This is a genomic window from Methylobacterium sp. 10 (assembly GCF_000519085.1).
Taxonomy (GTDB): Bacteria; Pseudomonadota; Alphaproteobacteria; order Rhizobiales; family Beijerinckiaceae; genus Methylobacterium.
Genome location: NZ_KI912577.1, coordinates 3910233 through 3922268, shown reverse-complemented (window position 1 = coordinate 3922268; position 12036 = coordinate 3910233). Strand labels below are relative to the sequence as shown.

Annotated in this window: 11 protein-coding genes; 9 read left to right on the top strand and 2 right to left on the bottom strand. The window is 68.3% G+C overall.

Translation table 11 applies throughout. The features are described from left to right. Positions 1-3 precede the first annotated feature (3 nt). A complete protein-coding gene (gene rnd / locus K368_RS0118480; RefSeq protein WP_027173625.1) occupies positions 4-1155 on the top strand; it encodes a ribonuclease D in 1152 nt (383 codons plus the stop codon). Between the two features lie 66 nt (positions 1156-1221). Here the strand turns inward: rnd and K368_RS0118475 are convergent, their stop codons facing one another. Continuing rightward, on the bottom strand, positions 1222-3045 hold the full coding sequence (locus tag K368_RS0118475; RefSeq protein ID WP_081739615.1) for a hypothetical protein: 1824 nt from the start codon (positions 3043-3045) through the stop codon (positions 1222-1224). 161 nt (positions 3046-3206) lie between these two features. Next, positions 3207-3536, bottom strand: a complete 330-nt coding sequence (locus tag K368_RS0118470; protein ID WP_027173623.1) for an iron-sulfur cluster assembly accessory protein — start codon at positions 3534-3536, stop codon at positions 3207-3209. A 99-nt stretch (positions 3537-3635) separates the two neighbouring features. On the opposite strand from K368_RS0118470, the gene K368_RS0118465 reads away from it, so the two are divergent. The 8 genes from K368_RS0118465 (at position 3636) to tatC (ending at position 11990) form a co-directional block, all read left to right on the top strand. After that, positions 3636-4904 (top strand): deoxyguanosinetriphosphate triphosphohydrolase, encoded by a 1269-nt coding sequence (locus K368_RS0118465; protein ID WP_036266493.1) that lies wholly within the window; start codon positions 3636-3638, stop codon positions 4902-4904. Between the two features lie 23 nt (positions 4905-4927). Further along, positions 4928-5515 carry a GDSL-type esterase/lipase family protein gene (locus K368_RS0118460; protein WP_027173621.1) on the top strand — a complete coding sequence of 196 codons (588 nt, stop codon included), beginning with the start codon at positions 4928-4930 and terminating at the stop codon, positions 5513-5515. Between the two features lie 135 nt (positions 5516-5650). Continuing rightward, on the top strand, positions 5651-7396 hold the full coding sequence (gene argS / locus K368_RS0118455; protein WP_027173620.1) for an arginine--tRNA ligase: 1746 nt from the start codon (positions 5651-5653) through the stop codon (positions 7394-7396). A 30-nt stretch (positions 7397-7426) separates the two neighbouring features. Continuing rightward, the gene (locus K368_RS0118450) at positions 7427-8836 is read left to right on the top strand and encodes an SPOR domain-containing protein (RefSeq protein WP_027173619.1); all 1410 of its coding nucleotides are present in this window, start codon (positions 7427-7429) and stop codon (positions 8834-8836) included. A gap of 247 nt (positions 8837-9083) precedes the next feature. After that, positions 9084-10088: a beta-N-acetylhexosaminidase gene (gene nagZ / locus K368_RS0118445; protein ID WP_027173618.1), complete on the top strand. Its 1005-nt coding sequence runs from the start codon at positions 9084-9086 to the stop codon at positions 10086-10088. A 175-nt stretch (positions 10089-10263) separates the two neighbouring features. Further along, positions 10264-10527 carry a twin-arginine translocase TatA/TatE family subunit gene (locus tag K368_RS0118440; protein ID WP_018043520.1) on the top strand — a complete coding sequence of 88 codons (264 nt, stop codon included), beginning with the start codon at positions 10264-10266 and terminating at the stop codon, positions 10525-10527. 150 nt (positions 10528-10677) lie between these two features. Next, the gene (gene tatB, locus K368_RS0118435; RefSeq protein ID WP_027173617.1) at positions 10678-11193 is read left to right on the top strand and encodes a Sec-independent protein translocase protein TatB; all 516 of its coding nucleotides are present in this window, start codon (positions 10678-10680) and stop codon (positions 11191-11193) included. Further along, on the top strand, positions 11190-11990 hold the full coding sequence (gene tatC, locus K368_RS0118430; protein WP_018043522.1) for a twin-arginine translocase subunit TatC: 801 nt from the start codon (positions 11190-11192) through the stop codon (positions 11988-11990). Before tatB ends, tatC begins: the two co-directional genes overlap by 4 nt. Positions 11991-12036 lie beyond the last annotated feature (46 nt).

Here is a 12036-nt window from a genome sequence, read left to right as displayed (position 1 = left end):
CTCATGGATCTCATCGCCACCACGCCGGCCCTCGCCGAGGCCTGCAGCCGTTTCGCCGGACAGCCGTTCGTCACCGTCGACACGGAGTTCATGCGAGAGACGACCTACTACCCCAAACTCTGCCTCATCCAGATGGCGGGGCCGGACGGGTCTGGGGTGCTCGTCGACCCGCTGTCCCCCGACATAGACCTCGGCCCGTTCTTCGCGCTGATGGCCGACGAGGGCGTGGTCAAGGTGTTCCACTCGGCGCGCCAGGATCTCGAGATCATCTGGCTGCTCGGCGGGCTGCTACCGCAGCCCTTCTTCGATACGCAGGTCGCCGCCATGGTCTGCGGCTACGGCGACTCAGTCTCCTACGAGCAACTCGTCAACGACGTGGCCAAGGCCAAGATCGACAAATCCTCCCGCTTCACCGACTGGTCGCGCCGCCCGCTCTCCGACGCCCAGTCGAGCTACGCCCTCTCCGACGTGACCCACCTGGTGAAGGTCTACGAGGTACTTGCGGGGCAGCTCCTCTCCACCGATCGCGGCGAGTGGCTCGACGAGGAGATGAGCGTCCTCACCTCGCCGGAGACCTACAAGGCCGACCCGGCCCAGGCCTGGCGCCGGTTGTCCGGCCGCATGCGCAAGCCGCGCGAGATCGCGGTGCTGGCCGAGGTCGCCGCCTGGCGCGAGCGCGAAGCGCAGACACGCAACGTCCCGCGCGGGCGCATCCTGAAGGACGAGGCGGTGATCGACATCGCCACCTCCGCTCCGCGCGGCGTCGAGGCCCTGGGGCGCCTGCGCTCGATCCCGGCGGGCTTCGAGCGCTCGCGGACCGGAGCTGATATCCTCGCCGCCGTGGAGCGCGGCTTCCAGCGCGACCTGTCCGATATCGTCCTGCCCGAGCGCAGCCGGGGCCGGGGCGGCAACGGCGCCGTGGTGGAATTGCTGAAGGTGCTGCTTAAAGCGGTCTGCGAGGCCGAGGACGTGGCGCCCAAGATCGTCGCCACGATAGATGACCTCGAAGCCATCGCCGAAGACGACGAGGCCGATATCGCCGTCCTGCACGGCTGGCGCCGGACACTGTTCGGCGAGAAGGCGCTGGCCCTCAAGGCCGGCCGCCTCGCCCTGTCGGCCGAGGGCGGGCGGATCGTGGTGCGCACGCTGGAGTGATCCAGGTTCAGGCGCTTCTCCACCCCGCAACGGGGGAGGGGAGACGTAGGCGATCCTCGCCCGTCGTCAGTTCGCCTTCGCGCTCACATCCAGCCTGTCGAGCACGGCGCCCGGCGTCGGGGCGGTGCTGAATTCGAGCATGCCGATGCCTCCGGCATTCTTCGTCTTGGCGCTGAGGAGGAACGTGCCCGGCTTTGTCACGAACTGGCCCAGGGCCGCGCCGATGGCCTTGGCCCCGGCCGAATTGCCGAGGATGGCCGGCACGCCGAACGTAGTAGCGGTGACGTATTCCTGGGTCAGTTCCTCGGGCTTGAGGCTCAGGCTCTTCGACTGCGAGGCGATGAAGCGCTCGAACAGGCCGGTATTCTCGATCCGCAGGTCGAAGGTCTTTGCGGTCGCGCCCAGCATGGCGAAGGTCGAGACGCTCGGATCGGGGTCGAACACCGCCGGGCCGATGCCGCCGAGGGTGCCGTTGATTGTCACGCGGCCCATGTCCTTGCCCGACACGGACACCTCGCTGAAGGAGAGTTCCTTTGCGGCCTCGTTCCAGGCCGTGTCGGCGACGACGTTCAGGTCGAGGTCGCGGTAGCCATAGGCGCCGAGGGAGCCGAGCCCCGGGATTCCGGCCACCGCCGAGGCGGGGAGGGTGAGGCCCGAGAGGTTGGCCCGGCCGGTGGTGGGCACGCCGTCGCGCAGCGGGCCGAAGGCGAAGGCGCCGTCGCGCAGGCCGATATGCGTGGCCGCCGTCGCTGCCGGAGGGAGCACGGGCGAGGCGGCGCCAGGGGACTTTGCGGGAGGCTTCGGCGAAGCGGGCACCTCGTCCGGCGGCAGGTCGAGGCGCAGATCCTTGAACGCCAGCGTGCCGAGCACCGGCGTCATCTGCCGCAAATCCGCTTCGGTGGGCTCCCCGGCCTGGGTCGAGAGCTTGCGCATGGCCGCCACGGTCGGGGCGAAGGAGAAGCCCGCAAAGGACAGGCGCGAGAGCTTGCCGCTGGCTTCGCCCACCGTGAAGCCGAGATCCTCGAAGGTCAGGTTTCCCGAGGTGAAGGCCATGCGTCCCATGGTCATCGCCACGGGCTCGCCCTCACGGGTCTGATTGATCGTGAGGCCGCTGGCCTGGAACGAGCCGACGGAGAACCCGTCGATGAGGTCGGCCACGGTTCCCAGGATCCGCGCCTTGTCGGCGGAGGCGGGCTGGGTGGGGTCTACGCGGGCCATCGCATCCAGCGCGCCGGTCCATGTCGCGGGGATCTGGCGTCCGCTAACGTCGGCGCCCTCGAGACGGGCGATCTTCACCACCGTGCCCTCGGCCTCCATCGAAATGTCGGCTGCCGAGAAGCCGCCATAGATCCGCAGCATCGGGCTCTTGGCGTCGCCCGCTTCACCGTAAAGACGCGCCATCGCGGCGAGATCGACATCCTTCATCTCGATGCGACCGTAACTGGCACTGTGTTTCGCCTCGCCCCCGGCCTCCGCGGCCGTCAACCCGGCCGCACTTGCCTGGGCTATGCGGCCGCCACGCACGTCCTTGGCCGTTACGTCGCGATAGGTCGCGGTCTGGGTCTTGGTCCCGATCCTGGTGTCGGAGCGAAGCTCCGGGATCACGATGCTCGCGGCATCGAACTTCGCGAGACGCGCGGCCAGGGGCTCGGGGCCGGATCTCAGCAGACCAAGGAGGTCGTCCTTCGTCAGGCGCGTCCCGCTGACGATGACTTGCGGCGCGGTGAGGACCGTGCCGCCGAAGGTCATCGTCACGTTCTGGAGCGTCACGTCCTGCACGGCGGACGCGGCTTCCTGGGCCGAGACCGGCAAGGGGCCAAGCAAGAGGCCGATCGGGCCGCCGCCGCCGAAGATGAGGAGGGCGCAGACCGGAAGGCCAGCCGTCCGCATGAAAAAGGGACGACCTTGTGGGACGATCATGAGCGGATCCGGGGCGCTGCGAAAAAAGGCGCTTCGTGCAACGGTGCCGCGCCGAACCGCATCCGTGCCGCTTTTTCCACGGCGAGGCAATCGCGCTGCCGCACGCCGTGCCGTGACGGAATGACGAAGGCTCAGAGCGAGAACGACGTACCGCAGCCGCAAGAGGAGGTGACCTGCGGATTCTCGATCTTGAAGGCTTGGCCGATCAGGTCGTTGGCGAAATCGATGGTTGATCCGCTCATGTATTCCAAGGAGACCGGATCGACGAGGACGGTGGCTCCGTCCCGCTCGATCACCACGTCGTCCTCGGCACGCGCCCGCTCGATGTCGAAGGCGTAGGAAAAGCCCGAGCATCCGCCGCCGTTCACGCTGATCCGCAGGGATGCGCCGGGAGGCTCGGCTCCCATGATCTCGTTGATGCGCTTGGCCGCGCGGGGGGTCAGGGTGATGATGTCGGCCATCGTGATGCTCTTGGGTTCTCGTCGATTGCCAGAAGCGCTAGCCCACACAAGATATGCGCCGTAGAGACGCGCTGCAACGCGGGATGGTCGTTGCGCGCGATGGCGCATTCAGGAGGTGACGTGCGGCACAGGGGCGAACGCTGGCGGGCGCGCTACGCCACCGATCCGGCGGCCACGCGCGGGCGGCTGATTCCGGAGGCGATCTCGCCCACGCGCAGCGACTTCCAGCGCGACCGTGACCGGATCATCCATTCGGCCGCCTTCCGCCGCCTCAAGCACAAGACCCAGGTCTTCGTCCACCACGAGGGCGATCATTACCGCACCCGTCTGACCCATACCCTCGAAGTCAGCCAGATCGCCCGCGCGCTGGCCCGGGCGCTCGGCCTCGACGAGGATCTCGCGGAGGCGCTGGCGCTCTCCCACGACCTCGGCCACACCTGTTTCGGCCATACCGGCGAGGATGCGCTCGATGCTCTGATGGCCGCTCACGGCGGGTTCGACCACAATGCCCAGGCCCTGCGGATCGTGACCCGGCTCGAGCGGCGCTATGCCGGGTTCGACGGGTTGAACCTCGCCTGGGAGACCCTGGAGGGCCTCGTCAAGCACAATGGCCCTCTCCTCACGAAGGAGGGCGACCCGACCCCGCGCTGGGCGGGACGGGGCATTCCCGCCGCCATCCTCGAATACAACGCGCAGAACGATCTCGATCTCGCCCGTTTCGCCGGGCCGGAGGCGCAGGCGGCGGCTCTGGCCGACGACATCGCCTATGACAGCCACGACCTCGACGACGGTCTGCGGGCGGGCCTGTTCGAACTGTCGGATCTCGACGGCGTCCCGTTCCTCCGGGACATCCTCGACGAGATCGACGCGCTGCACCCGAATCTCGAGGAATCGCGAAAGATTCACGAACTGGCGCGGCGCGTGATCACCCGCTTCGTGGAGGACGTGATCGCCGAGAGCACCCGCCGGATCGAGGTCCTGGCACCGGGTTCCGTCGCCGATATCCGTGGAGCCGAGGAGGCTGTCGTCGCCTTCTCGCCGGCCCTGGAGGAGGCGGATGCAACGATCAAGCGCTTCCTCTACGCGCGGATGTACCGCCACCCGAGCGTGCTGGCAGTGCGAGCGAAGGCGGACATCATCGTCGCGGACCTGTTCGATGCCTTCAGCACGAACCCTGCTTCCATGCCGGAGGAATGGCGGGCCGGGCTCGATGCGGCGGGGGAGGGGCGCATTGCCCGCCGGGTGGCCGACTATATCGCCGGCATGACCGACACCTATGCGGTGCTCGCCCACAAGCGCCTGTTTCCGACAACGCCGGACCTGCACTGGAGCCCCGAGAGCCGGGGCCTGCCGCTGGCGGAGGGGTAGGGGCCGGGATTTCGGGACGATCCATGCGCATTTGTTTCATCGGCGACAGTTTCGTGAACGGGGTCGGTGACGACACCTGTCTCGGATGGACGGGCCGTCTCTGTGCCGAGGCCCGTCGAGCGGGCTGGGACGTCACGCATTACAATCTGGGCATTCGCCGCGACACCAGCCTCGACATTCAGGGCCGCTGGCGCGGCGAGGCGGAAGCCCGCCTGCCCGAGGAGCTGGACGGCCGGCTCGTTTTCGCGTTCGGCGCAAACGATTGCACCCTCATGGATGGCCGAACCCGCGTTCCTCATGACCGCTCCCTCGACGCAACCGGGGCGATTCTCGCGGACGCCGCCGGTTGCCGAAAAGCCCTGATGATCGGCCCGCTTCCCGTCTGCGACGATCCCTCGGCGGATGCACGAATCCTGGCTCTGTCGCAGGACATCGCTCCCCTCTGCGCCCGACTGGGCGTTCCGTTCCTGCCGATCTTCGGCGTGGCTACGGGATCCGATGCATGGACCGGCGAAGCCGCGGCGGGGGACGGAACCCACCCCAATGCCGGCGGCTACGCGGCCCTGGCCGGCGCCGTAGCCGAATGGGAGGCTTGGCGGGCCTGGTTCTGAAGCGCCGGTCTGATGGGAGCAGCAAAGGGCGATGGGCGGTCTCCCGTGACACGTGCCCCCCGCATTGGTATGCCGCCGCCTTGAGGCGCAGGCCGTCGTGACGATGCGGCTTGGCGCGAGCGGAATAGATATCCCATGAACATCTTCGCCACCTTCGAGGCGCGCGTGCGCGAGGCGCTCGAGAGCCTGATCCGGTCCGGGACGCTGCCCGAGGGGCTCGATCTCTCCCGCGTGGTGGTCGAGCCGCCGCGCGATGCCACTCACGGCGACCTCGCCACCAATGCCGCCCTGGTCCTCGCCAAGGAGGCCCGGACCAATCCTAAGGCGCTGGGCGAAGCGCTGGCGGCGGAGCTCCGGCAGGATCCCCGCGTCGTCGAGGCGAGCGTGGCCGGACCGGGCTTCATCAACCTGCGGCTGACGCCCGAGACCTATTACGAGGTCGTGCGTGCCGCGCTTGGCGAGGGCACGGACTTCGGTCGAGCCCACATGCCCGGCGGCAAGGTCAACATCGAATACGTCTCGGCCAACCCCACCGGGCCGATGCATGTGGGCCATGGTCGCGGGGCGGTGTTCGGCGACGCGCTGGCCAACCTGCTCGTGGCGGCCGGCCGCGACGTGACGCGCGAGTACTACATCAACGATGCCGGTGCGCAGGTGGACGTGCTCGCCCGCTCCGCGTTCCTGCGTTACCGCGAGGCGCTGGGCGAAGAGGTCGGCCCGGTGCCCGAAGGCCTCTATCCCGGCGACTACCTCGTGCCGGTGGGCAAGGCTCTCGCCGAGAAGCACGGCCGCGCGCTCCTCGACGCGCCGGAATCCGAGTGGCTGCCGCTGGTGCGGGCGGACGCCATCGCCGCGATGATGGAGCTGATCCGGGGCGACCTCGCCCGACTCGGCATCCATCACGACGTGTTCTTCTCGGAAGCTACCCTGAAGGAGGCGGTGCCCGTCCTCCTGGCGGAGCTTCGCGAGAAGGGCCTCGTCTACGAGGGCCGGCTGCCGCCGCCGAAGGGCCAGTTGCCCGAGGATTGGGAGGACCGTGAGCAGACCCTGTTCCGTACCGTGGAGTTCGGCGACGACGTCGACCGGCCGCTCCTGAAGTCGGACGGCTCGTTCACCTACTTCGCCTCCGACATCGCCTATCATCGCGACAAGATCAGTCGCGGCGCCACCGACCTCATCGACGTGCTCGGCGCGGATCACGGCGGCTACGTCAAGCGCATGCAGGCGGCGGTAAGAGCGGTGAGCGACGGCGAGGCCACCCTCGACGTGAAGCTGTGCCAGCTGGTGCGCCTCCTTCGGGCCGGCGAGCCGGTGAAGATGTCCAAGCGCGCGGGCGAGTTCATCACCCTCGCCGAGGTGGTCGACGAGGTCGGCCGCGATGCGATCCGCTTCATGATGCTCTACCGCAAGAACGACGCGACCCTGGATTTCGACCTCGCCAAGGTGGTGGAGCAATCCAAGGACAACCCGGTCTTCTACGTGCAGTACGCCCATGCCCGCTGCGCCTCGGTGTTCCGGCAGGCGCGCGAAACCATGCCCGGCGAGGACTTTTCCGTCGCCGGCCTCGCGGATGCGGATCTGACGCTCCTCGCCGATTCCGCGGAAGTCGAGATCATGCGGCTCATCGCCCAATACCCGCGGGTGATCGAAGCGGCGGCGGCGGCACACGAGCCACATCGTGTGGCATTCTACCTCTACGAACTCGCAAGTTCCCTGCATGGTTTCTGGAACAAAGGCAAAGACTTGCCGCAATTACGGTTTATTAATCTAAACGACCGAAACTCGACACGGGCAAGACTGGCCCTCGTGGAGGCTTTGAGAGGCGTCGTCGCCTCCGGCCTCGCGGTCTTGGGTGTCACCGCGCCGGATGAAATGCGGTGAGGTGATCTCGGCGTGAAGAGGAATGCTGCCATGACGACGAACGCTTCGCGAGCGCCTGTCGATTTCGACGCCTTCGCGCGTGACTTGCAGCCCACGACACTGCCCCAGCCGCAGGCTCAGCCTGCGGCAAAGCCCGACCCGTTGGCGGAACTCGCCCGCATCGTCGGCCAGGACGACCCCTTCCGCGCCCTCCTCGAGGCCCGCGATTCCCGTACCGCTCCCCAGCCGCAGGGCCAGGGCGGGCGGAGGGAGCCCAGCTTCCACGACGAGGCTCCGGCAGCCGCTCCTTCGGCCCATGCCGGGGCGTCGGCGGCCTACGCCCAGCATCCCCAGTACCAGACGGCGCCCGAGTCGGAGGCCACGCTCTTGGCTCATCCGGCCGATGCCTTCGACCAGTATCTCGCCTCCGTCGATCACAGCGCCTATGCCGATGGGATCCACGATCCCCGCGGATCGGAGGCCTATGCGCCGGAGCAGGACGATCGCCTCAACCGTGCGGCCGAGCGGCCCCGCCAGCGCAGCCGCCTCGTCTCCGTGGGGGCCGGCCTCGGCGTGCTGGTGGTCTGCGTCACCGGCGCGCTCACTTGGCGCGGCCTGCATTCGAGCCAGGGCGACGGCACCGTGCCGACGATCCTAGCCGACAAGGCGCCGCTGAAGATCGCCCCGCAGAAGGCGGACGGCGTCGAGATTCCCGACCAGAACAAGCAGATCTACGACCGTAACGCCAAGGATGGCCAGATCCGCATCGTCAACCGCGAAGAGCAGCCGGTCGACGTCGCGCAGGCCGCCCGTTCCGCCCAGCGCGCCGGGGAGGGCGGAGCCACGCCGTCAACCGGGCAGGGCGGCAATACCGCCCCCCTCACCGAAACCCTCGGCGAGCCCCGCCGGGTGCGGACCGTTTCGGTGAAGCCGGACACGCCTCCCCCGCCGCCCCAGCGCGAGGCTTCCGCCGCCCAATCCGTGATCCCTACCATGACCCTTCCGGGTGATAGCGGCGGCTCCACCAGTGGATCGATGCATCCGCGCGTCGGAAAGCTGCCGACGGCGACTCCCGCAGCATCCGACGAAGCTGCGGCCCCCGAGCAGGCCGCACCCGCTCCCCGCGTGAAGGCCCCGCAGCGTGTCACCGCCGTCGCCCCCGATGCGACGTCCGCCCTGCCGACGCCCGCCCCCGCCTCGGCGGCTTCGACCGCCCCGGTCAGCGGGTACTCGGTCCAGCTCGGGGTGCGCACCAGCGAGGCCGAGGCTCAGGCCGCGTTCAAGCAGATGCAGGGCAAGTTCAGCCAGCTCTCCGGCAAGCCGGCCCTGATCCGTCAGGCCGAGGTCAGCGGCAAGACGATCTACCGCGTCCGCGTCGGCCCCTTGGCCAAGGCGGAGGCGACGACCCTCTGCACCGAATTGCAGGGCGCGGGCGGCCAGTGCTTCGTCGCCAAGAACTGAGCCACGGGAACTGAGCGTCGAAGCTGAGTTCCGGGAACCTGGTCTCGTGAGCCAAGCGCCCGCGATCCGGGCCTGAGAACTCGAGACCGACGAAGCCGAAGCGAAGATCTCGAAGGCGACCGTCGACGCCTCGCATCTCGGTGGCGCTCCGTGCGGGACCCGCCCATGCGAGGACCGCCGCGACCGGGACGAGCAGGGACGGACGTCCCTCGGATCGTCTGTCCATTCAAGCCGAGCAGCATACCCCATGACCACTCGCGCCCTGATCCTCGGCTGTGCCGGCCGGACCCTCTCGGACGAGGAGGCCGCGTTCTTCCGCGATGCGCAGCCCTGGGGCTTCATCCTGTTCAAGCGCAACATCGGCTCGCCGGACGAGGTAAGGGCGCTGACCGATGCGCTGCGGGCCACATCGGGCCGGGCCGACACGCCGATCCTGATCGACCAGGAGGGCGGACGGGTACAGCGCATGGGGCCGCCGCACTGGCCTTCCTATCCGGCCGGCGCCCGCTTCGGCCGGCTCAACGGGTCGGGCACCGCCATGGCGCGTCTCGGCGCACGGCTGATGGCGCACGACCTCGCCTCGGTGGGGATCAACGTCGATTGCGCGCCAGTCCTCGACGTACCGGTTGCCGGCGCCCACGACATCATCGGCGACCGCGCCTACGGCACCGATCCGCACGCCGTCATCGCCCTGGGACGCGCGGTGGCCGAGGGGCTGATGGAGGGCGGCGTCCTCCCCGTGATCAAGCACATTCCCGGGCATGGCCGTGCCGCATGCGACAGCCACAAGGATCTGCCCGTTGTCGAGGCCGAGGGCGTGAGCCTGGCCGCCCACGACTTCGTCCCCTTCCGCGCCCTGGCGGACCTGCCGATGGCGATGAGCGCGCACGTGGTCTACGCCGCCCTCGACCCGCATCATCCCGCGACGCAGTCCAGTGTGGTGATCGGACAGGTGATCCGCGGCCTGATCGGGTTCGACGGCCTGCTCATGACCGACGACCTCTCGATGAAGGCGCTGGACGGCACCTTTCGCGAGAAGGCCGAGAAAGCCTTCGCCGCCGGAATCGACGTCGCGCTCCATTGCAACGGCGATCAGAAGGAGATGCGCGCCGTCTTGGACGGCACGCCGATCCTCTCCGGCGAAGCCCTGCGCCGTGCCGAGGCCGCCCTGGCCCGGCTCGCACCGCATTCGGAGTTCGATGTCGCCGAGGCGCGCTCGCGTTTCGAAGCGGGCCTTTCCGCCCAGGCATGAACTCGGTGCTTCCCGCGCGTCCATGACGCGCTGCACAATTGCCTCAGATGCCGCGAATGCCTCGGCGAGAGCCCCCGTGGTTCTTGTGTTCGCTTCCTCCCATCCCTAGTTTCCCGACAATCCGTCGTGAGAGGGCGTCGCTGGGCAGGCGACCGCATGGGCGCAGGAGTTTGCCATGGGCAGCATGAGTATCTGGCACTGGATCATCGTCGCGGGCATCGTGATGCTGTTGTTCGGGCGCGGCAAGATCTCTGATCTGATGGGCGACGTCGCCAAGGGCATCAAGGCTTTCAAGAAGGGGATGGCCGAGGACGAGACGCCTGCCGGACAGGCGCCCGCCGTGCCGCCGCCGAGCAACGGCGAGCCCGTGCGCACCCTGCCTCACCAGGGCGAGCCGGCCACCGCCAGCCACGTCTCGGCCGACCGCAAGGTCGTCTGAGACCCCTTAGGCGACATCGGCGGTCCTGGACGGGACCGCCCGGAGTTCGTGTGAGCGAAATCGCCCGGACGGAGATCGGCCTTGCGTGAACCATGCTAGGCCGTCGGTCGTGACGAGGCACAGGCCATCGGCCGCGGGACGAGCGACACCATGTTCGACATGAGTTGGGGCGAGGTGATGCTGATCGGCGGCGTCGCCCTCATCGTCATCGGGCCCAAGGACCTGCCCAAGGCCCTGCGCACCGTTGGCCAGGTGACGGGCAAGATGCGCCGCATGGCCGGCGAGTTCCACGCCCAGTTCAACGAGGCCATCCGCGAGGCCGAGTTCGACGAAGTCCGCCGCGAGGTCGACGGTATCAAGCGCTCCGCCAGCACGATGGGGCCGGGCTTCAATCCGGTCCAAACCATCCGCGACGAGATCCGTGGCGCCGTGGACGGGCGCTCGCAATCGAGCACGCAGCCCCTGGCCAACGTGGCCGCCAAGCTCGCCGAGAACGACCCGCCCGCGCCCTCCGCGCCTTCGATCCACGCTCCCGCATCGACCGAGCCGGCGAACGTCGAGCCACCGCCCCCGCCGGACTACGCGCTGCCCGATCTCCCGCCCCGGACTGCCGTGGCCCCGACCGAACCCTCCACCAAGCCTACCGAGCCCGGCGCCACCTCATGATCGATCCGGTCGACGAATCCGAGGTCGAGGCGTCACGCGCGCCGCTCCTCGACCACCTGATCGAGTTGCGCTCGCGGCTGATCAAGTCGCTGGCGGCGTTCGTCGTGATGTTCTTTGCGTGCTTCTTCGTCTCGCGGCACATCTACAACATCCTGCTCCACCCCTACGTCTCCATCGTCGGCCCGGAGAAGGCGCAGCTCATCGCGACGCACTTCCTCGAACAGGTGTTCACCAACATCAAGCTCAGCGTGTTCGGCGCAGGGTTCCTCGCCTTCCCGGTCATCGCGACGCAGATCTATGCTTTCGTGGCGCCGGGCCTCTACCGCAACGAGCGCCAGGCCTTCCTGCCCTACCTCGTCGCCACGCCGATCTTCTTCGTGCTCGGCGCACTGGTGGTGTTCTTCCTGGCGATGCCGCTGCTGATCCAGTTCTCGGTGAGCCTGCAGCAGGTCGGGCAGCCGGGAGAGGCGACGATCTCACTGCTGCCGAAGGTGGACGAGTATCTCTCGCTCATCATGACGCTGATCTTCGCCTTCGGGCTGGCATTCCAATTGCCGGTGATCCTCACCCTTCTCGGCCAGATCGGGGTAATCGACACCGTCTTCCTGCGCGAGAAGCGCCGCTACGCCATTGTCCTCGTCTTCGTGGCGGCCGCGATCCTGACCCCGCCCGACGTGATTTCGCAGCTGTCGCTGGCCCTGCCGATGCTCCTCCTCTACGAGGCCTCGATCTTCTCGGTGGCCCGCGTCGAGCGTCGCCGCAAGGCCAAGCGGGTTGCGGAAGGTCTGGAGCCGTAGGACCCGCCCCCCACCCTCTATTTCATCCTGAGACGCCGCGAAGGAG

What these genes read in the sequence shown, in the direction of transcription:
- K368_RS0118440 (WP_018043520.1), top strand. Translation starts at nt 10,264, where the DNA reads ATGGGCAGCATGAGTATCTGGCACTGGATCATCGTCGCGGGCATCGTG.
- K368_RS0118450 (WP_027173619.1), top strand. Translation starts at nt 7,427, where the DNA reads ATGACGACGAACGCTTCGCGAGCGCCTGTCGATTTCGACGCCTTCGCG.
- K368_RS0118475 (WP_081739615.1), bottom strand. Translation starts at nt 3,045, where the DNA reads ATGCGGACGGCTGGCCTTCCGGTCTGCGCCCTCCTCATCTTCGGCGGC.
- K368_RS0118470 (WP_027173623.1), bottom strand. Translation starts at nt 3,536, where the DNA reads ATGGCCGACATCATCACCCTGACCCCCCGCGCGGCCAAGCGCATCAAC.
- tatC (WP_018043522.1), top strand. Translation starts at nt 11,190, where the DNA reads ATGATCGATCCGGTCGACGAATCCGAGGTCGAGGCGTCACGCGCGCCG.
- nagZ (WP_027173618.1), top strand. Translation starts at nt 9,084, where the DNA reads ATGACCACTCGCGCCCTGATCCTCGGCTGTGCCGGCCGGACCCTCTCG.
- K368_RS0118465 (WP_036266493.1), top strand. Translation starts at nt 3,636, where the DNA reads ATGGCGCATTCAGGAGGTGACGTGCGGCACAGGGGCGAACGCTGGCGG.
- K368_RS0118460 (WP_027173621.1), top strand. Translation starts at nt 4,928, where the DNA reads ATGCGCATTTGTTTCATCGGCGACAGTTTCGTGAACGGGGTCGGTGAC.
- rnd (WP_027173625.1), top strand. Translation starts at nt 4, where the DNA reads ATGGATCTCATCGCCACCACGCCGGCCCTCGCCGAGGCCTGCAGCCGT.
- tatB (WP_027173617.1), top strand. Translation starts at nt 10,678, where the DNA reads ATGTTCGACATGAGTTGGGGCGAGGTGATGCTGATCGGCGGCGTCGCC.
- argS (WP_027173620.1), top strand. Translation starts at nt 5,651, where the DNA reads ATGAACATCTTCGCCACCTTCGAGGCGCGCGTGCGCGAGGCGCTCGAG.